This window comes from Streptomyces sp. NPDC087420, from assembly GCF_044744165.1.
In the GTDB taxonomy this organism is placed as follows: Bacteria; Actinomycetota; Actinomycetes; order Streptomycetales; family Streptomycetaceae; genus Streptomyces.
In genome coordinates, this window is sequence record NZ_JBIUXU010000004.1 from 188,691 (window position 1) to 215,308 (window position 26,618).

A 26,618-nucleotide genomic window follows, 5' to 3' on the forward strand; every position below is an offset into this window, starting at 1 on the left:
GAGGAGACATGGAGAACGTACTGCGACCGCTGATCGTGGTCGGTGGCTCGATCACGCTGACCCTGCTGCTCGGCTGGGCGGTCGACGCCCTGCTGCGCCGGGCGGACGAGCGCCACCACGAGACGCCCCTGTGGGGGCTGCTGCGCCGCTGCCGGCTCCCCCTCCAGGTGGTCCTGCTGGCCGCCATCCTGCGCGCCACGTTCCGGGAGACCCGGTGGCCGTCCGTCGACAGCCACCAGGACCGGATCGGGCAGGCGCTGACGCTGGTGATCATCGGCGCCGGGGCCTGGCTGGTGATCCGGGCGGTGTCCGTCGCGGTCCAGTCGGCGTACGCGCGCTACGCGACGGTGACGCGGGACCCGGCGCGGGTGCGCCGGGTCCGTACACAGGTCACGCTGATCATGCGGATCGTGACCGCCGTGGTCATCGTGGTGGCGGTGGCTGCGATCCTGCTGACCTTCCCCGGCCTGCGCACGATCGGCACGTCGATGCTGGCCTCGGCGGGCATCATCGGCATCGTGGCCGGTGTCGCCGCCCAGTCGACGCTCGGCAACCTCTTCGCGGGCTTCCAGATCGCGTTCGGCGACATGGTGCGCATCGGGGACACCGTGGTGGTCGACGGCGAGTGGGGCGTGGTGGAGGAGGTCACGCTGACCTTCCTGGCGGTACGGACCTGGGACGAGCGGCGCATCACCATGCCGGTGTCGTACTTCACCAGCCGCCCCTTCGAGAACTGGTCGCGCGGCGGGGTCCAGATGACCGGCACGGTCTTCTTCCAGCTGGACCACACGGCGCCGGTGGACCTGATGCGCGAGAAGCTGCACGAGATCCTGCTGGAGTGCGCGTCCTGGGACGGCCGCGACTGGAGCCTGGCGGTCACGGACACCACCCCGAGCACGATGGAGGTACGCGCGGTGGTCACCGCGAAGGACGCGGACGACATCTGGACCACCCGCTGCGCGGTGAGGGAACAACTCCTGGCCTGGCTGGCGGCCCACCACCCCCAGGCCCTCCCGAGGATCACGATGTCCCCGGCACGCTCCACCCCGGCCACATCAAGCCCGTCCGGCGCTTGAGGACACACGGCCGAAGGCCGTGCACCCCGCGCTACCTCATGCTGTGCACATCCAGGTGCCGCAACACCCGGTCCACCAACTCCGGATCCGCCCCCGGCTCACTCCGCGCCGCCAGGATCTCGTGCCGCGCCGCCGACATCATTTCGCGCTGGATCCGCTGCACGGTCTTGATCCGGTCCACCCGCCGCCGGAACCCCTCGCGCCGCTCGTCGTCCACGATGTCCGGGCTGATCCGCACCCCCAGGTCGAACGCCGCCCGCAGCAGCCGCTCGCTCAGCTCCTCCGGCAGGTCCTCGACGCTCTCGATCTCCCTGAGCCGGTGCCGCGCGGCCTTCGCGGCACGCCCCGCGAGGATGTTGAGCAGCTCGCGCTCGGCGTCCGTGTCCGCCCGTACCCCGAGCCGCCGTACCAGCCACGGCAGGGTCAGCCCCTGGAAGACCAGGGTGGTCATGATGACCGCGAACGCGATGAAGATGATCTCGTCACGGCCCGGGAACGGCTCCCCGCTGTCGGTCTTGAGCGGGATCGCCAGCGCCAGCGCGACCGAGGCCACCCCGCGCATCCCCGCCCACCACATGACCACGGTCTCGCGCCAGCTGACGGGGATCTCCTCGTCGTAGTCGCGGAGTTTGTGCAGACGCTTCGCCAGCCAGGTCGCCGGCATCAGGTAGAGCAGCCGGACCCCGACGACCACCCCGACCACGGCGGCGCTCCAGCCCAGCAGCGCGCCTCCCCGGCCGTCGCCGGTGCCGAAGGCCTGGTGGAGTTCCAGCCCGATCAGGCCGAAGGCGATGCCGGTCACCAGTGTGTCGACGATCTGCCAGAAGGCGTTCCCGGCCAGCCGCCCCATGACGTCGTCGGCGTCCGCGGAGTGTTCGGCCAGGTAGAGAGCGACGGTGAGGACGGCGAGGACGCCCGAGCCGTGCAGTTCCTCCGCCAGGACGTACGCGGCGAACGGCACCAGGAGCGTCAGCCCGATCTGGAGGGTCGCGTCGTCGAGCAGGGACATCAGCTTGTTGGTGACCCAGCCGAGCGCGAGTCCCATCGCGACGGCCACCACCGCGGACAGCGCGAACTGCCCGACGGCCACCGGCCAGGAGAACGTGCCGCTGACCGCCGCCGAGATCGCCACGTGGTAGAGCACGATCGCCGTGACGTCGTTGAACAGGCCCTCCCCCTCCAGGATCGACACCAGCCGCCGGGGCAGTCCGAGAGAGCCGGCGACGGCGGTCGCGGCCACCGGGTCGGGCGGGGCGACGAGCGCGCCGAGCACGAGCGCGGCGGCGATCGGCAGGCCGGGGACAACGGCGTTCGCCACCGCGGCCACCGCGGCGGTCGTCACGAACACCAGCGCGACGGCGAGAAGGAAGATGGGCCGTTTGTTGGCCGTGAACTGCCGCCAGGACGTGCGCTGGACGGCGGCGTAGAGGATCGGGGGCAGCAGCAGCGGAAGGATGAGGTCCGGCGAGACGTCGACGTTCGGCACGAACGGCAGCAGGGCCAGGACGATCCCGATGATCGTCATCAGCACCGGCGACGGCAGGCCGAGCCGCTCCCCGAGCGGTACGGTGACCACCGCCCCCAGCAGAAGCACGAGCAGCAGGGCCAGCTGGTCCACGGTGCGCCCTCCGGCGGCTCGGCAGCCCGGTCAGGCTGGATCAGGCGGCCAAGCCTGCCATGCTCCCGGCGGGATTCCGGCGAGCCCGGCCTGGCCTACGAGACCGGCTGGGCTCCCCTCGCGACTACAGCGCGCGCCGCATCGAGCGGTGCGGGATGCCCGCGTCCAGGAACTCCGGTCCGTACGCCTCGTACCCCAAGCGTTCGTAAAAACCCAGCGCATGGGTCTGCGCGTGCAGATCCACCGCCGTGAGGCCGCGTTCACGCGCCGCGTCCTCGATGGCGCGGACCAGGGCCGCGCCCAGTCCCCGGCCACGTGCGGCCTGATTCACCGCCAGGCGGCCCAGGGCGCCGACGCTCAGGTCCCCGCCGGTCCTGTCCGCCGCGCCGGGGCCGTACAGAAGCCGTCCGGTGCCCAGCGGCAGGCCGTCGTCCCTGAGGGCCAGCACCTGGATCGCGTCGTCGTCCCTGCCGTCGTACTCGAGGTCCTCGGGCACGCCCTGCTCGACGACGAAGACTTCTTTGCGGACGGCGAAGCACGCCTCCCGGTCGGCCGGTCCCGTGGCCTCCCGTACGACGTGTCCCAGCAGGTCACCATCGGTGCCGGTGCTCATGCCCGTCATACGTTGCTCTCCGCCCTCACCTGGTCCAGCGCGCCCTGGAGATCGGCGGGGTACGTGCTCGCGTACTCCACCCACCGGCCGTCCGACGGGTGCTCGAAGCCGAGGCGCACCGCGTGCAGCCACTGCCGGGTGAGCCCCAGCCGCTTGGCCAGCGTGGGGTCCGCGCCGTAGGTGAGGTCGCCGACGCACGGGTGGCGGTGGGCCGCCATGTGCACCCGGATCTGGTGGGTGCGGCCCGTCTCCAGCTTGATGTCCAGCAGGGACGCCGACCGGAACGCCTCGATCAGGTCGTAGTGCGTGACGGACGGCTTGCCCTCGGCGGTGACCGCGAACTTGTAGTCGTGGTTCGGGTGCCGGCCGATCGGGGCGTCGATCGTCCCGCTCATCGGGTCGGGGTGGCCCTGCACCAGCGCGTGGTAGCGCTTGTCGACGACACGCTCCTTGAACTGCGCCTTGAGCAGCGTGTACGCCCGCTCCGACTTGGCGACGACCATCAGCCCCGAGGTGCCGACGTCCAGCCGGTGCACCACACCCTGGCGCTCGGCCGCGCCCGAGGTGGAGATGCGGTAGCCGGCCGCGGCGAGACCGCCGATGACGGTGGTGCCGGTCCAGCCGGGGCTGGGGTGGGCGGCCACACCGACGGGCTTGACGATCACCACGATGTCGTCGTCGTCGTGGATGATCTCCATGCCCTCGACGGGCTCGGCGACGACGCGTATCGGCTGGGCGGGCTCGGGGAGCTCCACCTCCAGCCAGGCCCCGCCGCTGACCCGGTCGGACTTCCCGACCGCGGCGCCGTCGACCTGGACCTTCCCGGAGGCGGCCAGCTCGGCCGCCTTCGTACGGGAGAACCCGAACATACGGGCGAGGGCGGCGTCGACACGCTCGCCCTCCAGGCCATCGGGCACGGGCAGCGTTCTGATCTCGGGAAGACTCACCCGTCGAGTATGCCTTGTCAGTCCTTGTGGACCGTGCCGTCGGGGTCCAGGCCCCGGAAGGACAGCAGCACGATCAGGATGCCGCCGCAGACGATCGCCGAGTCGGCGAGGTTGAAGACCGCGAAGTGCGCGGGCGCGATGAAGTCGACCACGGCGCCCTGGAAGGGGCTCGGGGAGCGGAAGATCCGGTCGGTGAGGTTGCCGAGCGCGCCGCCGAGCAGCAGCCCCAGGGCGATCGCCCAGGGCAGGCTGTAGAGCTTGCGGGCCAGCCGCGCGATGACCACGATCACGGTCGCCGCGATCACCGTGAAGATCACCGTGAAGGCCTCGCCCATGCCGAACGCGGCGCCAGGGTTCCGTACCGCCTCGAACCGCAGCAGATCGCCGATGACGTCGATCGGCTCGTGGTGCTCCAGCCTGGCCACCACGAGCATCTTGCTGCCGAGGTCGAGCAGGTACGCCACGACGGCGACGGCGAAGAGGGCGGCGATCCTGCGCCGCCCCTTCGGCCGCTCGGCGGGAGCCGCAGCCTCGTCGTCCACATCCGGCGTACCGATGACGCGCTCCGCCTCTGCCACGTGAGTCCCTCAACCTAGATGTCTTATAGAGGACGAGGGTACGACACACGCGTGCGAGTTCAGCCTCGACGTTCCTGCTTCTGCTTGTCCTCCACGCACAGGGTGGCCCGCGGAAACGCCTGCATCCTGGCCTTGCCGATGGGCTTGCCGCAGACCTCGCAGAGCCCGTACGTGCCCGCGTCGAGGCGCAGGAGCGCCCGCTCGGTCTGTTCCAGCATCTCGCGCGCGTTCGCTGCCAGGGACATCTCGTGCTCGCGGGTGATGTTCTTCGTACCGGTGTCGGCGTCGTCGTCACCGGCGCCCGCCCCGGAGTCCCGCATGAGCCCGACGAGCGACGCCTCGGACGAGGCGATCTCCGCCTGGAGCCGGGTGACCTCGCTCTCCATCAGCGAGCGGGCCTCCGCGACCTCCTCCGGGGTCCAGGGGTCCTCGCCGGGCCGTACCGCCAGCTCCCCCGGCGGTACGGCCGTGGCGGCGGCCGGTGCCGTGACCGGGGCCTTTCCCGTGGCCGGTGTCCTGTCCCCCGTGGTCTTCTTCGCTGTCACCGTCTTGGCTCCCGTCTGTTCCGCGGCCTCGGCCGCCCCCTCGGCCGCGGACGCGGCCTGTTTTGTGGCCCTGCCGGTCGCCCTGGCGGGCGCCGCCTTCTTGGTCACCGGTTTCCCGGCCGCCGATTTCCTGCCCGCCGACTTCTTCGTCACGGGCTTCCCGGTCCGGGCCTTCCTCGCGGGCTCCTGGGGCGCCGCGCCCCCGGCCGGTGTGTCCCCGGCCGCTGTCCTGTCGGCCGCCGCGGTGTTCACCGTGGTCCCGGCGGCCTTCTTCGCCGCGGCCTTCGGCGCGGTCGTCTTCTTCGCGGCGCTCTTCTTCGCCATCATGGCCGCGGCCCCTTCACACTTGGTGATCTTGCTCGCGAATCGTGCTGGGACGATAAATCGACCCCAGCCCCGCGGCAACGGGGCACGCCGCCGCCGAGGTCCTGTCCGGCGGTTCTTCGTGGGACGGGACCCCGGCCCCGCCTGTGCCGCGACAAGAGGAGCCTCCCACCGTTGTGCCCACCTCGCCGCCCGGTAATCCGCCACGCGGGCGCCTCCGGAGCCCGTGTGCGCCCGTTCCATCGTTCGGGCCGGGCGTTCGGCCGTACGGCTCCCCGGGGGCGGCGACCACCTACGCCGCCCCGCGCCGGACCGGCGTAAAACCCGTCGGCCGCGCCCCGCCCCGCCCCGTACACTGGACGGAGCGAGAGGCGTGGATGGGGACGAGTAACCCCGTGAGCGGCCATGAGCGACCCGGGGACGGTGAGAGCCCGGGGGCGAGCGCGAGGCGAAGGATCACCCCGGAGCCGCCGGAAGAAAGTCCGGGGACGTACCACCAGGTAGGTCCCGGGCGAGTAGAACCGGCAGCGCGACCCAATGAGGGGGCCACGGGCGGCACACGTCCGGGGCCAAGGAGGGTGGTACCGCGGGAGCCCAGCTCTCGTCCCTCCGACGGAGACGACGCAGTTCCGCCGGAGGAAGACCACCAGATGACATCGACGCCCGCGACCCCGCCCCGGTACCGCCAGGTGCCCGCCCAGGTCGACCTGCCCGCGCTGGAGCACGCCGTGCTCGACTTCTGGCGCGACGGCAAGATCTTCGACAAGACCCTCGCCCACTCCGAGGGCCGCCCCGAGTGGGTCTTCTACGAGGGCCCGCCCACCGCCAACGGCATGCCGGGCGCCCACCACATCGAGGCCCGCGTCTTCAAGGACGTCTTCCCGCGCTTCCGCACGATGCGCGGCTACCACGTCGCGCGCAAGGCCGGCTGGGACTGCCACGGCCTGCCGGTCGAGCTGGCCGTCGAGAAGGAGCTGGGCTTCACCGGCAAGAAGGACATCGAGGCGTACGGCATCGCCGAGTTCAACGCCAAGTGCCGGGAGTCCGTGACCCGGCACACCGACGCCTTCACCGAGCTGACGACCCGCATGGGCTACTGGGTCGACCTGGACGACGCGTACCGGACCATGGACCCGCAGTACGTCGACTCGGTGTGGTGGTCCCTCAAGGAGATCTTCGACAAGGGCCTGCTGGTCCAGGACCACCGGGTGGCGCCCTGGTGCCCCCGCGACGAGACGGGCCTGTCCGACCACGAGCTGGCGCAGGGCTACGAGACGATCATCGACCCCTCGGTCTTCGTCCGCTTCCCGCTGACCTCGGGCCCGCTCGCGGGCGAGGCGTCCCTGCTGGTCTGGACGACGACTCCGTGGACGCTGGTGTCGAACACCGCCGTCGCCGCCCACCCCGGCGTGCGGTACGTGGTCGCGACGGACGGCCGGGAGAAGCTGGTCGTCGCCGAGCCGCTGCTCGCGAAGGCGCTCGGCGAGGGCTGGGAGGTGACCGGCGATTCCTTCACCGGCCGCGAGATGGAGTACTGGACGTACGACCGGCCCTTCAAGCTGATCGACTTCCCCGAGGGCACCACGGCCCACTACGTGGTCAACGCGGAGTACGTCACCACGGAGGACGGCACCGGCCTGGTCCACCAGTCCCCCGCCTTCGGCGAGGAGGACCTCAAGGTCTGCCGCGCGTACGGCCTGCCGGTCGTGAACCCGGTCCGCCCGAACGGCACCTTCGAGGAGAGCGTCCCGCTGGTCGGCGGCGTCTTCTTCAAGAAGGCGGACGAAGCCCTGACGGAGGATCTGCGCGAGCGCGGGGTGCTGTTCCGTCATGTGCCGTACGAGCACAGCTATCCGCACTGCTGGCGCTGCCACACCGCGCTCCTCTACTACGCGCAGCCCTCGTGGTACATCCGTACGACGGCGGTCAAGGACCGGCTGCTGGAGGAGAACGAGAAGACCAACTGGTTCCCGGACTCCGTCAAGCACGGCCGGTACGGCGACTGGCTGAACAACAATGTGGACTGGGCGCTGTCCCGTAACCGCTACTGGGGCACCCCGCTGCCGATCTGGCGCTGCGAGGACAACCACCTCACCTGTGTGGGCTCCCGCGCCGAGCTGACCGAGCTGACCGGCACCGACCAGTCCGGGCTCGACCCGCACCGCCCGTACATCGACGAGGTGACCTTCGCCTGCCCCGACTGCGGGCAGACGTCGACGCGTGTGCCCGAGGTCATCGACGCCTGGTACGACTCCGGTTCGATGCCGTTCGCGCAGTGGGGCTACCCGTACCAGAACAAGGATCTCTTCGAGAAGCGCTACCCGGCGCAGTTCATCTCCGAGGCGATCGACCAGACCCGCGGCTGGTTCTACACGCTGATGGCCATCGGCACGCTCGTCTTCGACAAGTCGAGTTACGAGAATGTGGTCTGCCTCGGGCACATCCTCGCCGAGGACGGCAGGAAGATGTCCAAGCACCTGGGCAACATCCTCCAGCCGATCCCGCTGATGGACCAGCACGGCGCGGACGCCGTCCGGTGGTTCATGGCGGCCGGCGGCTCCCCGTGGGCGGCGCGCCGGGTCGGCAACGGCACGATCCAGGAGGTGGTCCGCAAGACCCTCCTCACCTACTGGAACACGGTCGCCTTCCAGGCCCTGTACGCGCGTACGTCGAACTGGTCGCCGAGCGAGGCCGACCCGGCCCCGGCGGACCGTCCGCTGCTGGACCGCTGGCTGCTCAGCGAGTTGCACGCGCTGGTCGACCAGACGACGGAGGCGATGGAGGCGTACGACACCCAGCGCACCGGCAAGCTGCTGTCGGCGTTCGTCGACGATCTCTCCAACTGGTACGTACGGCGCTCGCGCCGCCGCTTCTGGCAGGGCGACAAGGCTGCGCTGCGCACGCTGCACGAGGTGGTCGAGACGGTCACCCGCCTGATGGCCCCGCTGACGCCGTTCATCACCGAGCGGGTCTGGCAGGACATGATCACACCGGTCACGCCGGACGCGCCGGAGTCGGTGCACCTGGCGGACTGGCCGGAGGCGGACCTGGCGGCGATCGACCCGACCCTCTCCCAGCAGATGCTGCTGGTACGGCGCCTGGTGGAGCTGGGCAGGGCGACGCGGGCGGAGTCGGGCGTCAAGACCCGCCAGCCCCTCTCGCGCGCCCTGATCGCGGCGACGGGCTTCGAGGCGCTGTCGGCCGAACTGCGGGCGCAGATCACGGAGGAGCTGAACGTCTCGTCCCTCGCGACGCTCGCCGAGGTCGGCGGCTCCCTGGTCGACACGACGGCGAAGGCGAACTTCCGCGCGCTGGGCAAGCGTTTCGGCAAGGGCGTCCAGGCGGTCGCGAAGGCGGTCGCCGAGGCGGACGCGGCGGCGCTGTCCGCGGCGCTGCGCGAGGGCACGGCGTCGGTCACGGTGGACGGCGAGACGATCACGCTCGCCCCCGACGAGGTGATCATCACGGAAACCCCGCGGGAGGGCTGGTCGGTGGCCTCCGACTCGGGCGCGACGGTCGCGCTGGACCTGGAGATCACCCCCGAACTGCGCCTGGCGGGCCTGGCCCGTGACGCGATCCGGCTGATCCAGGAGGCCCGCAAGAACAGCGGCCTGGACGTGGCGGACCGTATCGCGCTGCGCTGGCGGACGACGGACGAGGCGGTCCGTACGGCGCTGACGGACCACGCGGCCCTGATCGCGGACGAGGTCCTGTCGACGGACTACGCGGAGGACGCCCCGGACGACACATTCGGCGCCCCGTTCACGGACGAGGGCCTGTCCCTGACGTTCCACCTGCGCAAGGCGTAACCCTCAAGCGCCGGACGGGCTGATTTTTCAGCCCGTCCGGCGCTTGAGGACCGGGGTCCGGGGCGGAGCCCCGGTTTCGGGAAGGGGCGGGTAGGGGAAAAGCCCCGCGCAGCGCCACCACCGCACCACACACGAACAGGGCCGGGCCCGGGGATCAAACCCCGGGCCCGGCCCTGTTGAGCGTCAGCCTGCCGACGGCTACGCGTCACGCACCGCGAAGCGGCCTCAGTTGTCGTCCTCGTCGATCAGGAAGCCCCGCATCGGCGACGGCGCCTGCTGCATCGGCTGCGGCGCCTGCGGCCGCACCGGTGCCATCGGCTGGGTCATCGCGGGCGACATCTGCTGCTGGCCGCCGTACGACGGACCCGCGGCCGGGCCGCCGTGACCCATCGAGCCACCCATGGACCCGTTGCCCATGGAGCCGTTGCCCATCGACCCGTTGCCCATGGAGTGCCCCATCGCACCCGCGCCGGCCGGAGCCATCGAGGGCGACGGCGGCAGCGAGGGCGCCGAGGGCGTACGCGGCGGTGCGAGCGAGTCGTCCGCCTGGGTCTCCAGCTGGCGCAGCTGGCTCTCCAGGTAGGACTTCAGCCGCGTACGGTACTCACGCTCGAAGCCCCTGAGGTCCTCGACCTTGCGCTCCAGCGTGGCGCGCGCGGACTCCAGGGAGCCCATCGCCACGCGGTGCTTCTCCTGGGCGTCCCGCTCCAGCGCGTCCGCCTTGGCACGGGCGTCCCGCTCCAGACCCTCGGCGCGGCTGCGTGCCTCACCGACGATCTTGTTGGCCTCGGAACGCGCCTCGGCGATCGCCTGGTCGGCGGTCTGCTGCGCCAGCGAGAGCACACGTGCCGCGCTGTCGCCGCCGGGACCCTGGCCGAGCTGTTGCTGCTGCGGGTGGCCGCCCATGGGGCCGCCCATCGGTCCACCCATGGGACCGCCCTGCATCTGGCCCTGCATGGGTCCGCCCTGCATCTGACCCTGCATCGGGCCACCCTGCATCTGGCCCTGCATGGGGCCGCCCTGCATCGGGCCGCCCTGCATCTGACCCTGCATGGGGCCCTGCATCTGGCCCATGGGGCCGCCCTGCATGGGACCGGGGCCGTGCTGGCCCTGCTGCGGGCCGTGACCCTGGGGACCACCGTGGCCGGGGTGGGCGCTCGGACCCGCGGGAAGCTGCGGAGCACCACCGGGCAGCTGGGGCGGGCCCATCTGCGGGGGCTGCTGCTGCTGCGGCGGTCCGGATATGGCGGCGGGCACCGGGGCGCCGGGCCGATCCTGCTGTTCGGGGGGCTTGCGCATGCCTTGCTGCTGCTGGTTCTGCGCGGCGGCACGCGTGGCGGCGGCCAGCTTGGCGCGCAGATCCTCGTTCTCACGAAGGAGGCGCGTCAGTTCGGCCTCGACCTCGTCTAGAAAGGCATCGACCTCGTCCTCGTCGTAGCCTTCTCGGAGGCGGACGGTCGTGAACTGCTTGTTCCGCACGTCCTCGGGGGTCAACGGCATCTCTTCTTCACCTCTACGTAGTCGTCGGCAGTCGGCAAGACCGTATCGTTCACATTCCCCTCACCAGGTCGCTCACGTCGCGAGACCGCTCACGACCGAGATGAGGATGTACACGATGATCATCAGAACGAAGAAGGACAGGTCGAGTGCCACGCCCCCGAGACGCAGCGGCGGAATGAACCGCCGCAGAAGCTTGAGCGGTGGATCGGTGACAGTGTAGGTGGCCTCCAGGACGACCACCATCGCCTTGCCGGGTTGCCACGAGCGGGCGAACTGGAAGACGTAGTCCATGACCAGCCGGAAAATAAGCACGACGAGGAAACACACCAGAACGATGTAGATCACCTCTAGTGCGACGCCCATCCCGTGCTTCCCTCTCCCCTGGTCCCCGGTCCGGCCTTGCGACCGGATCGTTCCCGCCCTGCGACCGGGTCGTTCCCGGTGCCGTGTTCTCAGCTCTGGTTGAAGAATCCGCCCTCTGCGATGCGGGCCTTGTCCTCCGCCGTGACATCGACGTTAGCAGGAGACAGCAGGAACACCTTCTGCGTCACCCGTTCAATGCTGCCATGGAGACCGAAGACAAGACCCGCGGCAAAGTCGACAAGTCGCTTCGCGTCCGTGTCGTCCATCTCCGTGAGATTCATGATGACAGGCGTGCCCTCACGGAAGTGTTCCCCGATGGTACGGGCCTCGTTGTAGGTCCTCGGGTGCAGCGTGGTGATGCGGTAGGGCTCCCGCTCGGACACGACCTTGGGCATGATCACCGGTGCGTTCTTCTCCAGGCTCGGACGTTCAGGTGTGATGGATGCCACGGGGGCGATTCGCGCCGGACGTCCGTTTTCTACCGCTAGGGGCACCGGCTCGCGCTCGCGCTGCGCGGGTGGTTGGACCATCCGCACCGGTTCTTCCCGCTCCTGCTGGTGCACGGGCTGGTGGCGCCGGTGCTCCCGCTCGGGCTCCGGCTCGGGTTCGAAATCGTCGTCGGGGTCAAAGCCCCGGCCGTCGTACCCATCGTCCTCCACGAGGCCGAGGTAGACCGCCATCTTGCGCATCGCGCCGGCCATGCTCTGAGTCCTCCGCTCTGTGGTGGATCGGCCTCGTCACCAAGTGCCCGCGATCCACTCGGTCCACCCGCCCATCGGCGGGAATGACCATATTTTCTGCTGTGGTCCGACTTGCTTCGCGACGTTACCCGAGCCGAGGTCGGTCTCCGAGCACCGCCGTACCGACGCGTACATGTGTCGCTCCGGCCATGACGGCTGCTTCGAGGTCCGCACTCATCCCTGCTGACACCATGTTCGCAGCCGGATGGTCCGCGCGCAGGCGGGATGAGAATTCCAGCAGCCGCTCGAACGCCTCCTGTTGCCGTCCCGCGTACGGTCCGGCCAGCGGCGCCACAGTCATCAGACCGCCGAGCCGCAGACCCGGCGCACCGGCCAGCGCGGTGGCCAACTCCTCGATCCCGTCGGGCGCCGCACCCCCTCTCGCGCCGCGCTCGCCCGAACCGGCGTCGAGCGCGACCTGGATCAGGCAGACCAGTTCGCGCTCCGCCCGGACCGCCGCGGCGGAGAGGGCGGAAACGAGCTTCACCCGGTCGACAGACTGCACGACATCGGCGTAACCCGCCACGGAACGGACCTTGTTCGTCTGCAACTGGCCGACGAAGTGCCACGTCAACGACAAATCCTGGCAGGCGGCGGCCTTGGGCCCGGCGTCCTGGTCGCGGTTCTCGGCGACCTCCCGCACCCCCAGCCCGTGCAGGATCCGGACGTCGCTCGCGGGGTAGGTCTTGGTGACCACGATCAGGGTCACCTCCTCCCGCGCGCGCCCGGCGGCGGCGCAGGCGCCGGCGATCCGGTCCTCCACCTTCGCGAGGTTGGCGGCGAGTTCGGTTCCGCGGTCCGTCATGCCGTGCCGTCCGGGCCGTCGAGCCAGACGTAGCCGGCGAGCCGGCCCGTGGTGCGGTCGCGGCGGTACGAGAAGTGGTCGCCCGACTCGCGGGTGCAGAAGTCCGAACGCCCCCGGTCCTGGATCCCGACCGCGCCGAGCTGCGCGTGTACGCCCGCGACGACGTCGACGGCCGGGGTGCCCCAGCTGGTCTCGGCCCAGGACTCCGGTACGACCGCGGCGACGTCGTCGCGCAGGGCCGCCGGGACCTCGTAGCAGCGTCCGCAGACGGCCGGTCCGGTACGGGCGGTGATCCGGGACGGTTCGGCGCCGAGCGCGACCATGGCCTCGACGGCGGCCGGCACGACCCCCGCGACCAGCCCGGGGCGCCCGGCGTGGGCGGCGGACGCGATCCCGGCGACCGGGTCGGCCAGCAGCACGGGCACGCAGTCCGCGGTGAGTACGGCGAGGGCGAGTCCACCGCGCGCGGTGACGAGGGCGTCGACGGGCGGAATGTCCGAGGGGGCCGCGGGGCCCGCGGGGAACGTCGCGTCCGCCGCGTGCCACGGGCCGTCCACGACCGCGACCTCGCGGCCGTGCACCTGGTTCATCCAGACCACCCGCCCCGGATCGAGGCCCAGGGACTTCGCCGCGAGTTCGCGGTTGGTCCGTACGGCGGCCGGGTCGTCGCCGACCGCGCCGCCCAGATTGAGCTGTTCGTACGGAACGGCGCTCACCCCGCCCCACCTGTCGGTGAAGGCGAAGTGCGCGCCGCTCTCGGTGTCCTGCCGCTCTATCACTTCAAGAAGTCCGGAACATCCAGCTCTTCGACCTGGGTGTCCTGGTACGGACGGGCCGGCGGGACGTGCGGCGAGCCGACCGGCGGGAGCGGCTTCTCGTTGAGCGCCTGCGCCGGTTCCGGCTTGGCCGGGCTGTCGTCGCGCGGCGGGACCGTACCGAGTCCGCCGGTGGACCGGCCGCTGTCCGCGGACCGCGGCGGGGCCTGCTGCTCCTCGCGCTTGCCGGCGCCGAGCACGGTCTCGCGGCGCGTCGGCGGCTGTCCGCCGTCGAAGCCCGCCGCGATCACGGTGACCCGCACCTCGTCGCCCAGGGCGTCGTCGATGACGGCGCCGAAGATGATGTTGGCCTCGGGGTGGGCGGCCTCGCTCACGAGCTGCGCCGCCTCGTTGATCTCGAAGAGACCGAGGTCGGAGCCGCCGGAGATGGAGAGCAGGACACCGCGGGCGCCGTCGATGGACGCTTCGAGCAGGGGCGAGGAGATCGCCATCTCGGCGGCGGCCACCGCGCGGTCGTCGCCGCGGGCCGAACCGATGCCCATGAGCGCCGATCCCGCCTCGGACATCACGGACTTGACGTCGGCGAAGTCGAGGTTGATCAGACCCGGTGTGGTGATCAGATCGGTGATGCCCTGGACACCCGAGAGCAGCACCTGGTCGGCCGACTTGAAGGCGTCCAGCACGCTGACCTGGCGGTCCGAGATGGACAGCAGCCGGTCGTTGGGGATGACGATGAGGGTGTCGACCTCTTCGCGGAGTTCGGCGATGCCGTCCTCCGCCTGGTTCGCGCGGCGGCGGCCCTCGAAGGTGAACGGGCGGGTGACCACACCGATCGTGAGGGCGCCCAGCGAACGCGCGATGGCGGCGACCACGGGCGCGCCACCGGTGCCGGTGCCGCCTCCCTCGCCTGCGGTGACGAAGACCATGTCGGCCCCCTTGAGGACCTCCTCGATCTCCTCACGGTGGTCCTCTGCCGCCTTGCGACCGACCGCCGGATTGGCTCCGGCGCCGAGGCCCCGGGTGAGTTCGCGGCCGACGTCGAGCTTGACGTCGGCGTCGCTCATCAACAGGGCTTGCGCGTCAGTGTTGATCGCGATGAACTCGACGCCCTTGAGACCGACCTCGATCATTCGGTTGATGGCATTGACACCACCGCCGCCGACACCGATGACCTTGATGACTGCGAGGTAGTTCTGCGGTGCTGCCACGTCGAAGGCCTCTCGCCTCGAGTTACGTGTCGTCGCTTCGCTGAAGTCGCGCTGCGAGACTGATGCCGATGGGACGGTCCGGAACGCCGACCCAAACCCTGACGTCGAAAGTTCAGGGTTACCTGTGTGTCCGCTTCTAGGACTCTTCCGAACAGGACACTAAGTCGACAAGTGGCGCACGTTCAACGAACACGCCGAACCTCCCGTTTTTCTTTTCACCCTATGTGATCACCCATAGCGCTGACCAACCAGGGTGCTGGCCAGCACATATGAGCGTCAACTCCTTGACGAGGCGGGCGCGGTGGGCGCGCTGACGTCGAAGTGGCCCGCCTCAGGGGCTGCTTTCATGAGAGCGGTGAGCGCACGCGCCTTGGCCGCGCCGTCCTCGCCGCTTCCCCACATCACCGTACGTCCGCCGGTCAACTCCAGGGAGATCGAGTCGTACGAACGCACCCGGACCGCCCTGGTGTCCGCGGCGACTTTCCCGGGGAGTTCGCTCCTGACCCGTACGGCCTCGCGGGTCAGCCGGTCCGCCGGGAAGCGCTGCTGCCCCGTCGGCTGTTTCCCCGTCAATTTCAGTAGGGGCACGCCCTCCGGGGCCTTCCCGACGGTGGCGAAACGAGTACCGCCGGAGTCCACTTCGATGAACTTTCCGCCCTTTTCGATCAGCAGTACCGGCTGACGTTCGGTCACTTTCAGACCGATTCCGTGCGGCCACGACCGGGTCGCCTCGACCGTTTCGATCCGCGGCAGCCTCCGCCGGAGCCGCTCCTCGATCGCGCCGGTGTCCACGGAGACGAGCGGCGACCCGATCGGTACGGCGGCCGCCTCCTCCACCTGCGCGACGGTGAGCACGTCCGTGCCGGACGTGCTCACCCGCTCGACCCGCAGCCAGTGCGAGCCGTACAGCACCCAGATCCCGGCGGCGGCCAGGACGGTCCCGGCGGCCAGGGCGATCAGCACGTACCGGCCGGGGAGCCGGAAGCGGCGGCCGGGCGGGGAGCCGCCCGGTCCGGGGCGGCCGGACTCCGCCTGCGCCCGCGCGTCCCGTGCGGCGGTCGTCGGTCCGGCCACGCTCCTGCCTCCCTGGTTCGGCGCCTCGCGGCGCGCTACGCCTGCCGGCGTGCGGCAATCGCCTCGTACACCATGCCGACAAGCAGATCATCCGCGTCCCGGCGGCCGAACTCGGCGGCCGCGCGGGACATCTCGTACAGCCGGTGCGGATCGGCGAGCACCGGCAGCACGTTGCCCTGCACCCACTGGGGCGTCAGTTCGGCGTCGTCGACGAGCAGTCCACCGCCCGCCTTCACCACCGGCTGGGCGTTGAGCCGCTGTTCGCCGTTGCCGATGGGCAACGGCACATAGGCGGCGGGCAGCCCGACGGCGGTGAGTTCGGCGACGGTCATCGCGCCCGCACGGCAGAGCATCATGTCCGCCGCCGCGTACGCGAGGTCCATCCGGTCCACATACGGTACCGGGATATAGGGCGGCATTCCGGGCATGTTGTCCACATGCGGCAATTCATTCTTCGGACCGACCGCGTGCAGGATCTGGATTCCGGAGCGCTGGAGCACCGGAGCGACCTGCTGCACCACCTCGTTGAGCCGGCGTGCGCCCTGGGAGCCGCCGGAGACGAGCAGGGTCGGCAGGTTGGGGTCGAGGCCGAAGGCCGCGCGCGCCTCGGGACGGACCCGGGCGCGGTCGAGGGTGGCGATCGTCCGGCGCAGCGGGATGCCGATGTACCGGGCGCCCCGCAGCTTGCTGTCCGGCGTGGAGACGGCGACCGCCGCCGCGTACCGCGACCCGATCTTGTTGGCGAGGCCCGGCCTGGCGTTGGCCTCGTGGACGATGATCGGCACGCCCAGCCGCTTGGCGGCGAGGTAGCCGGGCAGCGCGACATAGCCGCCGAAGCCGACGACGCAGTCGGCCTTCGTGCGCTCCAGGATCTGCTCGGCGGCCTTGATCGTGCCGCGGAGCCGTCCCGGGACGGTGATCAGCTCGGGTGTGGGGCGGCGCGGCAGCGGTACGGCCGGGATGAGTCCCAGTTCGTACCCCCGCTCGGGAACGAGCCTGGTCTCCAGGCCGCGCTCCGTGCCGAGGGCCGTGATCCCCACGGTGGGGTCCTGCCTGCGCAGGGCGTCCGCGAGGGCGAGCGCGGGCTCGATGTGGCCGGCGGTCCCCCCACCGGCGAGTACGACATGCACCGAAATTCACCGCTCTCCGGACGGACGCTTCTTGACGCGCCGTCTCATCGTCTTCCATCTCACCCCGGCCCGCTTCCTGCTGAAGACAGGCTGCCGCATGGCCAGGGCCGCCTTCGCGGCGGGATCGTCCCGTGCGAAGGCGATCAGCAGCCCGACGGCGAACATGGTCGGCAGCAGAGCCGATCCTCCGTAGGAGAACAGCGGCAGCGGGACTCCGGCGATCGGCAGCAGACCGAGCACCGCACCGATGTTGACCACGGCCTGGGCCGTGATCCACGTGGTGACACCTCCCGCGGCGTACCTCACGAAGGGATCCTCCGTGCGTCCGGCCACGCGGATACCCGCATAGCCTAGAGCCGCGAACAGGGCGAGCACCGACAGCGTCCCCACCAGCCCCAGTTCCTCCCCTGTGACGGCGAAGATGAAGTCGGTGTGCGGTTCGGGAAGTTGGCCCCACTTTTCCACACTGGCGCCGAGCCCGGAACCGAACCATCCGCCGGAGGCAAGAGCATAGATGCCGTGCACGGCCTGGAAGCACTCGCCGTTGGGGCCGACGTCGATCGCCCCCACGCAGGAGAACCGGGACAACCGGTTCTCGTTGGTCTTGATCAGGATGAACCCGACCACGCCCGCGAGGCCGAGCACCCCGCCGAAGAGCCGGGTGGGCGCCCCGGCCAGCCACAGCAGGCCGAAGAGGATCGCGGTGAGGATGATCGCCGTACCCATGTCACCGCCGAGCATGATCAGCCCGAGCAGCATGAAGGCGACCGGGACCAGCGGCACCAGCAGGTGCTTCCACTGCGAGAGCAGCCGCTTGTCCTGTTTGCGGGCGAGCAGGTCGGCCCCCCACAGGATCAGCGCCAGCTTGCCGAACTCGCTGGGCTGGAGCTGGAAGGGGCCTCCTACGGAGAGCCAGTTCTGGTTACCGTTGACGGACTGCCCTATCCCGGGGACCTGGACCAGGGCCATGAGGAAGACCGTGCCGACGAGCAGCGGGTAGGAGAAGGCGCGGTGGAGCTTGGCCGGCATGCGGGAGGCGACCAGCAGCAGCGCGGTGCCGATGCCGGCCGCGAACAGCTGCTTGCGGAAGAAGTACGCGCCGGGCAGCGACAGCTCCAGCGCCTTGATCATCGAGGCGGAGTACACCATCACCAGTCCGAGGACGGTGATCAGCAGACTGCTGCCGAGGATCAGGTAGTACGCGGTGAGCGGGCGGTCCCAGGTGCGCCTGGCCTGTTCGAACCTGCGCCTGATCCCGCCGCCCCGGGGCGGCCGGGGGGCGCGGGTGCCGCTCCCCCTTCCGCGGGCGGCGGGGGGACGCCGTACGGGCGCTCCGGGGGCCTTGCCGCGCAGCGCGAGCGCGGGCAGGCGGCTCGTACCCGGGAAGCGGCTCGCGCCGGGGAGGCGGCCGGGGCGGGAGGGCCGGCCCGGGCGGGCGAGCCGGCCGGGGTCCGAGGTGCGGCCGAGGCCCGCCAGGACGGCGATCCTGGCGAGGGGGCCCGGTACGGCCAGGGACCCCGCTGCGGCCTCCGCGCCGTCGCCGGGTCCCGTTCCCGCGCCGGGCACCCCCGCGAGGGCGGGAGTGCCCGTCAGGCCCGCTCCGCGTGGCGCGGGGCGCGGGTCCCGTCCCACGGTGTCGTCGGCCGGCATCGTCGCTGTCCCCTCCAGTCGTGCCTGGCGCGGCTGCCGGAGGCCCGGGGGCCGCGGCACGGGTGCCGCGGCCGGGTCCCCGGGACAGCTCGGCACGGCACGGGGGGCCGGGCCGGTCAGGCGTGCTCGGCGGCGAGTGCGCGGACGGCGTCCGCGAACGCCTCGCCTCGCTTGTTGTAGTTGGTGAACATGTCCATCGAGGCGCAGGCGGGGGCCAGCAGTACGGTGTCCCCCGGCTGAGCGAGCCGTGCCGCTTCGCGGACGGCGGCCAGCATCGCTCCAGTGTCGGTCCGGTCGAGGTCGACCACCGGGACTTCGGGGGCGTGTCGCGCGAGGGCTTCCCGGATCAGCGCACGGTCGGCGCCGATCAGGACCACCGCGCGCAGCCGCTTCGCGGACCCGGAGACCAGGTCGTCGAAGGTCGCGCCTTTGGCGAGGCCGCCCGCGATCCAGACGATCGGGTCGTAGGCCGCCAGGGACGCCTCCGCGGCATGGGTGTTGGTCGCCTTGGAGTCGTCGATGTACGTGACGTCGCCGGTCCGCGCGACCAGTTCGATCCGGTGCGGGTCGGGACGGAAGGCGCGCAGCCCGTCGCGTACGGCGGTGGGCCCGACGCCGTACGCGCGGGCGAGGGCCGCCGCCGCGAGGGCGTTGGCGATGTTGTGCGGGGCCGGCGGGTCGACGTCCGAGACGTGGGCCAGCTCCTGGGCCTGGTCCCGGCGGTTCTCCACGAAGGCGCGGTCGACCAGGATGCCGTCCACGACGCCGAGTTGGGAGGGCCCCGGCGTACCGAGGGTGAAGCCGATCGCCCGGCAGCCCTCCTCGACGTCGGCGGCGCGGACGAGGTCCTCGGTCGCCGGGTCGGCCGCGTTGTAGACGCACGCGATCCGGTTGCCCTCGTAGATGCGGCCCTTGTCGGCGGCGTACGCCTCCATGGAGCCGTGCCAGTCGAGGTGGTCGGGCGCGAGGTTGAGCACGGCGGCGGAGTGGGCGCGCAGGCTCGGCGCCCAGTGCAGCTGGTAGCTGGAGAGTTCGACGGCGAGCACGTCGTACGTCTCGCCGCCGGCCACGGCGTCCAGGAGCGAGACGCCGATGTTGCCGACGGCGGCCGTGCGCAGTCCCGCCGCCGTCAGGATCGAGGCGAGCATCCTGACGGTGGTCGTCTTGCCGTTGGTGCCGGTGACGGCGAGCCAGGGGGCCGCGCCGGGCCCCCGCAGCCGCCAGGCCAGCTCGACGTCGCCCCAGATCTCCACCCCGGCCTCGGCGGCGGCCGTGAACAGCGGCTTGTCCGGCCGCCAGCCGGGAGCGGTGACGACCAGTTCCGTACCGGCGGGCAGGGTGTCCCCGTCGCCGAGCCGGACCGTGACGCCCAGTTCCGCCAACCCGGCGGCCTGGGTACGGGACCGTTCGTCGTCGCCGTCGTTGACGACGGTGACCTCGGCGCCGAGGCCGCGCAGCACCCGGGCCGCCGGGATCCCGGAGACTCCGAGACCCGCGACGGTGACCCGCTTGCCCTGCCAGTTCACGTGACCGCCTTGTTCACTCGACCGTCCGGATCACTTGTCGGACCGGATCACTTGTCCGCCGCCCAGCCCGCGTAGAAGAGGCCGAGGCCCACGATCACGCACATGCCCTGGATGATCCAGAAGCGGACCACGACAAGGACCTCGGACCACCCCTTGAGTTCGAAGTGGTGCTGGAGGGGAGCCATGCGGAAGACCCGCTTGCGGGTCATCTTGAAGGAGCCGACCTGGATCACGACGGACATCGTGATCAGGACGAAGAGCCCGCCGAGGAGCGCGATCAGGAACTCCGTACGGGAGCAGATGGCGAGGCCCGCGAGGGCGCCGCCGAGCGCGAGTGACCCGGTGTCACCCATGAAGATCTTGGCGGGTGAGGTGTTCCACCACAGGAAGCCGAAGCAGGAGCCCATCAGGGCGGAGGCGACGACCGCGAGGTCCAGTGGATCCCGTACCTCGAAACAGGCGTTGGGGTTGGTCAGCGTCACCGCGTTGGCACAGGACTCCTGGAACTGCCAGAGCCCGATGAAGGTGTACGCGCCGAAGACCATCACGGACGCGCCGGTGGCCAGGCCGTCCAGACCGTCCGTCAGGTTCACGCCGTTGGACATCGCGAGGATCATGAACAGCGCCCAGACCACGAACAGCACCGGGCCGATCGACCAGCCGAAGTCCGTGACGAACGAGAGCTTGGTGGAGGCCGGGGTGAGCCCCTGGGTGTCGGCGAACTGGAGCGAGAGCACCGCGAAGGCGATGCCGACGATCAGCTGGCCCGCCATCTTGGCCTTGGCCCGCAGGCCCAGCGACCGCTGCTTCACGATCTTGATGTAGTCGTCGAGGAACCCGACCAGTCCCATCCCCGCCATCAGGAACAGGACCAGCACACCCGAGAAGGTGGGGTTCTCGCCCGTGATCACCTTCGCCAGGGCGTAGGCGATCAGCGTGGCCATGATGAAGGCGATGCCGCCCATGGTGGGCGTGCCCTGCTTGCTGCCGTGGCTGCGCGGGCCGTCGTCCCTGATGAACTGCCCGTATCCCTTGCGGGCCAGGAGCTTGATCAGCAGCGGTGTGCCGATCAGGGTCAGGAAGAGCCCGATGGCTCCCGCGAAGAGGATCTGCCTCATCGGCCGGAGACCTCGCCCTCGGTGGTGCTCTCGAGGAGTGCCAGGGCGACCCTCTCAAGACCTGCCGACCTGGAAGCCTTCACCAGCACGACGTCTCCCGGACGCAGTTCACTGCGCAACAGATCGACCGCCGCCTGTGCGTCGGACACGTGCACCGACTCCTCACCCCACGAACCCTCGTTGTAAGCGCCCAGTCGCAGCCAGGACGCTTCCCTGCCCCCGACCGCCACGAGCTTGCTGACGTTGAGCCGGACGGCGAGCCGTCCGACCGCGTCGTGCTCGGCGAGCGATTCGTCCCCGAGCTCGGCCATCGGGCCGAGCACCGCCCAGGTACGCCCCCCCTCGGCCCGTGAGGCACCGCCCATGGCGGCCAGCGCACGGAGCGCGGCTCTCATGGATTCGGGGTTCGCGTTGTAGGCGTCGTTGACGATCGTCACGCCGTCCGCGCGCTCGGTGACCTCCATACGCCAGCGGGAGAGGGTTCCCGCCTCGGAGAGCGCTTCGGCGATCTCGTCGACGGACATGCCCAACTCATGGGCGACGGCGGCCGCGGCGAGCGCGTTCGACACGTGGTGCTCACCGTACAGCCGCAGCGTCACGTCCCTGCACCCGGAGGGTGTTCGAAGGCGGAACGCGGGCTGTCCGGTGGCTGTGAGGCGCACGTTCTCTGCCTGTACGTCTGCTTCGTCTGACTCTCCAAAGAGGATCACGCGTGCTTCGGTACGGGATTTCATCGCGCGCACGAGGGGATCGTCGGCGTTGAGGACGGCCACCCCACCGCCGGCGGCGGGCGGCAGGGACTCGACCATCTCGCCCTTCGCCTCGGCGATCTGCTCGCGGCCGCCGAACTCGCCGATGTGCGCGGTACCGACGTTGAGGACGAGGCCGATCCGGGGTGGGACGAGTCCGGTGAGGTAGCGGATGTCCCCGAGGTACCGGGCGCCCATCTCCAGGACGAGGTAGCGGGTGTCCTCGACGGCGCGCAGGGCGGTCAGCGGGACGCCGATCTCGTTGTTCAGGTTCCCGTCCGGCCAGACCGTGGGTCCCTTCGTGCGGAGCAGCTGGGCGATGAGGTCCTTGGTGCTGGTCTTGCCGGCGGAGCCGGTGAGCGCGACGGTGGTGGCGCCGAGGCGTTCGACGACGGCGCGGGCGAGGGCGCCGAGGGCCTGGACGACGTCGTCGACGACGATCACGGGGACGCCCGGGAGGGCGCGGGTGGCCAGGACGGCCACCGCACCCTCCTCGACGGCGCCCCGCGCGTAGTCGTGGCCGTCGACCCGCTCGCCGGCGAAGGCGGCGAAGAGGCTGCCTTTCTCCACCGCGCGGGAGTCGATGACGACGGGTCCGGTGACCCGGACCGCCGGATCCGGTATGTCGTGCGACTGCCCGCCGACGATGGCGGCGATCTCGCTGAGGGAGAGGGCGATCACTGGGTCATCCCTGACTGTTGTTCTCGGGGCGGGGCTCGTCACCGGCGGCGCCGCGGTCGGGCGCGTGGCCGAGGGAGCGTACGAGGGCGTCGCGCAGGACCAGGCGGTCGTCGAAGGGCCGTACCACTCCGGCGATGTCCTGGCCCTGCTCGTGGCCCTTGCCGGCGATCAGGACGGTGTCGTCGGCCCGGGCGCGGGAGACCGCGGTGGCGATGGCGGAGGCCCGGTCGGCGTCGACCAGGATGTCGCCGCGCTCGGCGAGGGGTACCCCGACGGCGCCCGCGAGCATGGCGGCGAGGATCGCGAGGGGGTCCTCGGAGCGGGGGTTGTCGGAGGTCAGGACGGCGGTGTCGGCGAGCCGGGCGGCGGCGGCGCCCATCGGCCCGCGCTTGGTCTCGTCGCGGTCGCCGCCGCAGCCGAGGACGAGGTGCACCTTGCCCTTGGTGACCTTGCGCAGGGAGCGCAGGACCGATTCGACGGCGTCCGTCTTGTGGGCGTAGTCGACGACGGCGAGGTAGGGCTGTCCCGCGTCCACGCGCTCCAGGCGGCCCGGCACCCCGGGGACGGCGGCGATGCCGTCGGCGGCGGTCTGCGGGTCGATCCCGGCCACGGCCAGGGTGACGATCGCCGCGAGGGTGTTGGCGACGTTGAACGGTCCCGGCAGGGGCGCGGCGGCCCGTACCCGCTGCCCCTGGGGGCCGACGGCGGTGAAGGACGAGCCCTGGGCGCCGATCTCGACGTCCTCGGCGCGCCAGTCGGCGTCCTGGCGTCCTTCGGCGGAGAAGGTCGTGACCGGGACGGTCGCCTCCGTGACGAGCCGGCGGCCGTAGGTGTCGTCCAGGTTCACGACGCCGAGGCGGCTGCGCCGGGGGGTGAACAGCTGGGCCTTGGCCTGGAAGTAGTCCTCCATGCCGGAGTGGAACTCCATGTGCTCCGGGCTGAGGTTGTTGAACACCGCCACGTCGAAGACACAGCCGTCGACCCGGCCGAGGACCAGGGCGTGGCTGGAGACCTCCATGGCGACCGACCTGACGCCGCGTTCGCGCATGACGGCGAAGAGGGCCTGGAGGTCGGTGGCCTCGGGGGTGGTGCGCTCGGACTTGATGCGTTTGTCGTCGATGCGCATCTCGACGGTGCCGATCAGGCCGGTACGGTGGCCCGCCGCGCGCAGCCCGCCCTCGACCAGGTACGCCGTGGTGGTCTTGCCCGAGGTGCCGGTGATGCCGATCTGGAGCAGGTCCTCGCCGGGCCGTCCGTAGATCTCGGCGGCCAGCTCGCCCATGCTGCCCCTGGGGTCGGGGACGACCAGGACGGGCAGTCCGGTGGCCGCGGCCCGCTCGGCCCCGGCGGGGTCGGTCAGGATCGCGGCGGCGCCGAGTCCCGCCGCCTGGGCGGCGAAGTCGGCGCCGTGGACGCGGGCCCCGGCGAGGGCCGCGTACACGTCGCCGGGCCGTACCGCCCGTGAGTCGTGGGTGATGCCCGTCGCCGCACCGGGTCCCGGTGAGGCGTCCGGTGCGGCGCCCGGGGCCGCCTCGGCGCCCAGCCTGACGGCGAGCTCGGCGAGGGAGGTGGGCCGGACCCGGTCCGGACGGGGCGCCCCCGGCTGGTTCACAGGGGCGTCCTCGGGGGCGGTTCTGTACTGATCAGCGTGTGGCACGGCGGTGAGCGTACCGGGCCCGGAGGGGCGCGGGCCAAGTGAGCGGCCCGTGCCGTCGGGGCCGTCGGGAGGGGTGGGGCGGTTCCCGGAATCGGGGGTGATGGTTGTCACTGGGGCTTTCCCTGGGGTCACGCGCCGGGCGGCGACGGGCCGGCTGTGGGCCGGCCCGTCTAGAAGGTGACCGGCAGTCGGGCGGGGGCGGTTCCGGTCGGTTCGACCTGCAAGGTCTTGAGCGCGAACTCCATGACCTTCTTGTAGATGGGTCCGCAGATCTGGCCGCCGAAGTAGCTGCCCGTGGTCGGGTTCTGGATGGCGCAGTAGACGGTGATCCGCGGGTCGTCCGAGGGCGCGAAGCCCGCGAAGGAGGCGGTGTAGCCCTTGTAGCGGCCCAGCTCGGGATCGACCCGGTTGGCCGTACCCGTCTTGCCCGCGACGCGGTAGCCGGGGATACGGGCCTTGGTGCCGGTGCCTTCCTCGTTGCCGACGACCGACTCCAGCATGGTGGCGACGGTCTTGGCGGTCTTCTCGCTGACGACCCGGGTCTTCTTGGGCGCGGGGGCCGGGGTGAAGCGGCCGTCGGGGCCCTTCGTGCCGCGGATGAGGGTGGGCTCGGTCCGTACGCCGCCGTTGGCGATGGTCGAGTAGACCGACGCGGCCTGCATGGCGTTGAGGGAGAGTCCCTGGCCGAAGGGGATGGTGAACTGCTGCGAGGTCGACCAGTCCTGCGGCTCGGCGAGGATGCCCTGGGTCTCCCCGGGATAGTTTAGCCCGGTGGGCCGGCCGATGCCGAACTTGTCCAGGTACGAGTAGAGGACCTGGTTGGCCTTCTCCTGGGTCGTGCCGAGCTGTCCCGTCGCCAGGATCGTGCCGATGTTGCTGGACTTGGCGAGGACGCCGTTGAGGGTCAGGTTCCAGGTGGGGTGGTCGATGTCGTCCTTGAAGAGCCGGTCGCCGCGGTGCAGCCGGTTGGGGACGACGACGTGGGTCAGCGGGGTGGCGACGCCTTCCTCCAGTACGGCGGCCATGGACATGATCTTGGCGGTGGAGCCGGGTTCGTACGCGTCCTGGAGCGCGGCGTTGCCCATGTCGGCCGCCTTGGCCTCGGAGAAGTCGTTCGGGTCGAAGCCGGGGGCGTTGGCCATGGCCAGGACCTCGCCGGTCCTGGTGTCCTGGACCACCACGTAACCGCGGTCGGCCTTGGACTTCTGGACCTGGTCGGCGATGGCCTGCTGGGCGGCCCACTGGATGTCCCGGTCGATGGTCAGCTCGATGCCGGAGCCGGGCACGGCGGGCTTCTCCCTGGAGGTCGCGGTGGGCACGCGGTGCCCGCCGGACTGGGCGAAGGTGACCTGTCCGTCCTCGCCCGCCAGCTCCTTGTCCAGCATGGACTCCACCCCGCCGGCGCCGTGGCCGGCGGCGTTGACGTAGCCCAGTATCCCGGCGGCGAGATCGCCGTTGGGGTAGATCCGCTTGCTGCTGGCCTCCTGGAAGACACCGGCCAGGACGCTGCTCCGCGCCATCTTCGGGGGCACGCCCTGGTTGGCCTTGCTCGCCTTGCTGGCGAGGACGCTCTTGAGGTCCTTGATCTGGTTCCAGACCTGCGGGGTCTGGCGGCGGGCCAGCACGGCGTAGCGGGACTTGGGGGTCTTGAGCTTGGTGATCAGGTCGCCGGTGTCGACGCCGAGGATCGGGGCGAGGAGTGCGGCGGCCTGTTCGGGGGCGTCGGGGACCTGGGTGGAGTCGGGGGTGAACATCAGCGGGTCGGCGGTGATGTCGTAGGCGTCGACGCTGTCGGCGAGGGCGATCCCGGAGCGGTCGGTGATCTCGCCGCGCTCCGCCTCCAGGGTGTGGCTGAGGTAGCGGCTCTTCTCCGCCTTGGCGGCGTACGCGCGGGCGTCGACGGCCTGCACCTGGAGCAGCCGTACGACGAACACGAGCATCACGAGGGTGAGGCCGAGGCTGACCAGGCGCAGCCGGGGGCGGGGGTTGCCGAGCCTGATCCGGTTGGGCGGGCGGGCGCCGGCGCGGCGGCGGGGCGGGGCGGGGTGGCCGGGGGTCCGGGGGCGCGCGGCGTTCCCGGTCCTGGCGGGGCCGGGGACCCGGCGGTGCGGTGGTTCCTTGGGGGGCACTG

21 protein-coding genes are annotated in these 26,618 nt (G+C 71.1%); 2 read left to right on the forward strand and 19 right to left on the reverse strand.

Going from position 1 to position 26,618, the window contains the following annotated elements:
• Positions 1-8: 8 nt before the first annotated feature.
• Positions 9-1,076 carry a mechanosensitive ion channel family protein gene (locus ACIO1C_RS09475; RefSeq protein ID WP_401860309.1) on the forward strand — a complete coding sequence of 356 codons (1,068 nt, stop codon included), beginning with the start codon at positions 9-11 and terminating at the stop codon, positions 1,074-1,076.
• 31 nt (positions 1,077-1,107) lie between these two features.
• Here the strand turns inward: ACIO1C_RS09475 and ACIO1C_RS09480 are convergent, their stop codons facing one another.
• The 5 genes from ACIO1C_RS09480 to ACIO1C_RS09500 form a co-directional block, all read right to left on the reverse strand.
• Positions 1,108-2,694: a Na+/H+ antiporter gene (locus ACIO1C_RS09480; protein ID WP_401860312.1), complete on the reverse strand. Its 1,587-nt coding sequence runs from the start codon at positions 2,692-2,694 to the stop codon at positions 1,108-1,110.
• A 124-nt stretch (positions 2,695-2,818) separates the two neighbouring features.
• Positions 2,819-3,316 carry a GNAT family N-acetyltransferase gene (locus tag ACIO1C_RS09485; RefSeq protein WP_401860314.1) on the reverse strand — a complete coding sequence of 166 codons (498 nt, stop codon included), beginning with the start codon at positions 3,314-3,316 and terminating at the stop codon, positions 2,819-2,821.
• Complete coding sequence (locus ACIO1C_RS09490) at positions 3,313-4,254, reverse strand: RluA family pseudouridine synthase (protein ID WP_401860316.1); 942 nt, start codon at positions 4,252-4,254, stop codon at positions 3,313-3,315. The genes ACIO1C_RS09485 and ACIO1C_RS09490 overlap by 4 nt, the downstream gene beginning before the upstream one ends.
• Before the next feature lie 17 nt (positions 4,255-4,271).
• Positions 4,272-4,832 (reverse strand): signal peptidase II, encoded by a 561-nt coding sequence (gene lspA, locus ACIO1C_RS09495; RefSeq protein ID WP_401860319.1) that lies wholly within the window; start codon positions 4,830-4,832, stop codon positions 4,272-4,274.
• Positions 4,833-4,891: 59 nt separating this feature from the next.
• On the reverse strand, positions 4,892-5,704 hold the full coding sequence (locus tag ACIO1C_RS09500; RefSeq protein ID WP_401860321.1) for a TraR/DksA C4-type zinc finger protein: 813 nt from the start codon (positions 5,702-5,704) through the stop codon (positions 4,892-4,894).
• 647 nt (positions 5,705-6,351) lie between these two features.
• Here ACIO1C_RS09500 and ileS point away from each other — a divergent pair.
• On the forward strand, positions 6,352-9,510 hold the full coding sequence (gene ileS, locus ACIO1C_RS09505; RefSeq protein ID WP_401860323.1) for an isoleucine--tRNA ligase: 3,159 nt from the start codon (positions 6,352-6,354) through the stop codon (positions 9,508-9,510).
• Between the two features lie 225 nt (positions 9,511-9,735).
• Here the strand turns inward: ileS and ACIO1C_RS09510 are convergent, their stop codons facing one another.
• The 14 genes from ACIO1C_RS09510 to ACIO1C_RS09575 form a co-directional block, all read right to left on the reverse strand.
• Positions 9,736-11,010 (reverse strand): DivIVA domain-containing protein, encoded by a 1,275-nt coding sequence (locus tag ACIO1C_RS09510; protein WP_401860326.1) that lies wholly within the window; start codon positions 11,008-11,010, stop codon positions 9,736-9,738.
• A gap of 72 nt (positions 11,011-11,082) precedes the next feature.
• On the reverse strand, positions 11,083-11,373 hold the full coding sequence (locus ACIO1C_RS09515) for a YggT family protein (RefSeq protein ID WP_356432106.1): 291 nt from the start codon (positions 11,371-11,373) through the stop codon (positions 11,083-11,085).
• Positions 11,374-11,462: 89 nt separating this feature from the next.
• A complete protein-coding gene (locus tag ACIO1C_RS09520; protein ID WP_161312328.1) occupies positions 11,463-12,074 on the reverse strand; it encodes a cell division protein SepF in 612 nt (203 codons plus the stop codon).
• Between the two features lie 124 nt (positions 12,075-12,198).
• On the reverse strand, positions 12,199-12,918 hold the full coding sequence (locus ACIO1C_RS09525) for a YggS family pyridoxal phosphate-dependent enzyme (RefSeq protein ID WP_401860330.1): 720 nt from the start codon (positions 12,916-12,918) through the stop codon (positions 12,199-12,201).
• Positions 12,915-13,697: a peptidoglycan editing factor PgeF gene (pgeF, locus tag ACIO1C_RS09530; protein WP_401860332.1), complete on the reverse strand. Its 783-nt coding sequence runs from the start codon at positions 13,695-13,697 to the stop codon at positions 12,915-12,917. The genes ACIO1C_RS09525 and pgeF overlap by 4 nt, the downstream gene beginning before the upstream one ends.
• Entirely contained in the window at positions 13,694-14,902 is a 1,209-nt protein-coding gene (ftsZ, locus tag ACIO1C_RS09535; RefSeq protein ID WP_401860335.1) for a cell division protein FtsZ, read from the reverse strand. Before ftsZ ends, pgeF begins: the two co-directional genes overlap by 4 nt.
• A 276-nt stretch (positions 14,903-15,178) precedes the next feature.
• Entirely contained in the window at positions 15,179-15,976 is a 798-nt protein-coding gene (locus ACIO1C_RS09540) for a cell division protein FtsQ/DivIB (RefSeq protein ID WP_401860337.1), read from the reverse strand.
• A gap of 35 nt (positions 15,977-16,011) precedes the next feature.
• Complete coding sequence (gene murG, locus ACIO1C_RS09545) at positions 16,012-17,106, reverse strand: undecaprenyldiphospho-muramoylpentapeptide beta-N-acetylglucosaminyltransferase (protein ID WP_401860340.1); 1,095 nt, start codon at positions 17,104-17,106, stop codon at positions 16,012-16,014.
• A 6-nt stretch (positions 17,107-17,112) separates the two neighbouring features.
• A complete protein-coding gene (gene ftsW / locus ACIO1C_RS09550; protein WP_401860343.1) occupies positions 17,113-18,756 on the reverse strand; it encodes a putative lipid II flippase FtsW in 1,644 nt (547 codons plus the stop codon).
• 116 nt (positions 18,757-18,872) lie between these two features.
• Positions 18,873-20,282: a UDP-N-acetylmuramoyl-L-alanine--D-glutamate ligase gene (gene murD, locus ACIO1C_RS09555; RefSeq protein WP_401860346.1), complete on the reverse strand. Its 1,410-nt coding sequence runs from the start codon at positions 20,280-20,282 to the stop codon at positions 18,873-18,875.
• A 47-nt stretch (positions 20,283-20,329) separates the two neighbouring features.
• Positions 20,330-21,400 carry a phospho-N-acetylmuramoyl-pentapeptide-transferase gene (mraY, locus tag ACIO1C_RS09560; protein WP_401860349.1) on the reverse strand — a complete coding sequence of 357 codons (1,071 nt, stop codon included), beginning with the start codon at positions 21,398-21,400 and terminating at the stop codon, positions 20,330-20,332.
• Positions 21,397-22,830: a UDP-N-acetylmuramoyl-tripeptide--D-alanyl-D-alanine ligase gene (murF, locus tag ACIO1C_RS09565; RefSeq protein ID WP_401860352.1), complete on the reverse strand. Its 1,434-nt coding sequence runs from the start codon at positions 22,828-22,830 to the stop codon at positions 21,397-21,399. Before murF ends, mraY begins: the two co-directional genes overlap by 4 nt.
• 4 nt (positions 22,831-22,834) lie before the next feature.
• Complete coding sequence (locus ACIO1C_RS09570) at positions 22,835-24,598, reverse strand: UDP-N-acetylmuramoyl-L-alanyl-D-glutamate--2,6-diaminopimelate ligase (RefSeq protein ID WP_401860355.1); 1,764 nt, start codon at positions 24,596-24,598, stop codon at positions 22,835-22,837.
• Between the two features lie 59 nt (positions 24,599-24,657).
• A complete protein-coding gene (locus tag ACIO1C_RS09575; RefSeq protein ID WP_401860357.1) occupies positions 24,658-26,616 on the reverse strand; it encodes a peptidoglycan D,D-transpeptidase FtsI family protein in 1,959 nt (652 codons plus the stop codon).
• Between the last annotated feature and the right edge of the window lie 2 nt (positions 26,617-26,618).

What these genes read in the sequence shown, in the direction of transcription:
- ACIO1C_RS09475 (WP_401860309.1), top strand. Translation starts at nt 9, where the DNA reads ATGGAGAACGTACTGCGACCGCTGATCGTGGTCGGTGGCTCGATCACG.
- ACIO1C_RS09485 (WP_401860314.1), bottom strand. Translation starts at nt 3,316, where the DNA reads ATGACGGGCATGAGCACCGGCACCGATGGTGACCTGCTGGGACACGTC.
- ACIO1C_RS09500 (WP_401860321.1), bottom strand. Translation starts at nt 5,704, where the DNA reads ATGATGGCGAAGAAGAGCGCCGCGAAGAAGACGACCGCGCCGAAGGCC.
- ileS (WP_401860323.1), top strand. Translation starts at nt 6,352, where the DNA reads ATGACATCGACGCCCGCGACCCCGCCCCGGTACCGCCAGGTGCCCGCC.
- ACIO1C_RS09510 (WP_401860326.1), bottom strand. Translation starts at nt 11,010, where the DNA reads ATGCCGTTGACCCCCGAGGACGTGCGGAACAAGCAGTTCACGACCGTC.
- ACIO1C_RS09515 (WP_356432106.1), bottom strand. Translation starts at nt 11,373, where the DNA reads ATGGGCGTCGCACTAGAGGTGATCTACATCGTTCTGGTGTGTTTCCTC.
- ACIO1C_RS09520 (WP_161312328.1), bottom strand. Translation starts at nt 12,074, where the DNA reads ATGGCCGGCGCGATGCGCAAGATGGCGGTCTACCTCGGCCTCGTGGAG.
- ACIO1C_RS09525 (WP_401860330.1), bottom strand. Translation starts at nt 12,918, where the DNA reads ATGACGGACCGCGGAACCGAACTCGCCGCCAACCTCGCGAAGGTGGAG.
- ftsW (WP_401860343.1), bottom strand. Translation starts at nt 18,756, where the DNA reads ATGCCGGCCGACGACACCGTGGGACGGGACCCGCGCCCCGCGCCACGC.
- mraY (WP_401860349.1), bottom strand. Translation starts at nt 21,400, where the DNA reads ATGAGGCAGATCCTCTTCGCGGGAGCCATCGGGCTCTTCCTGACCCTG.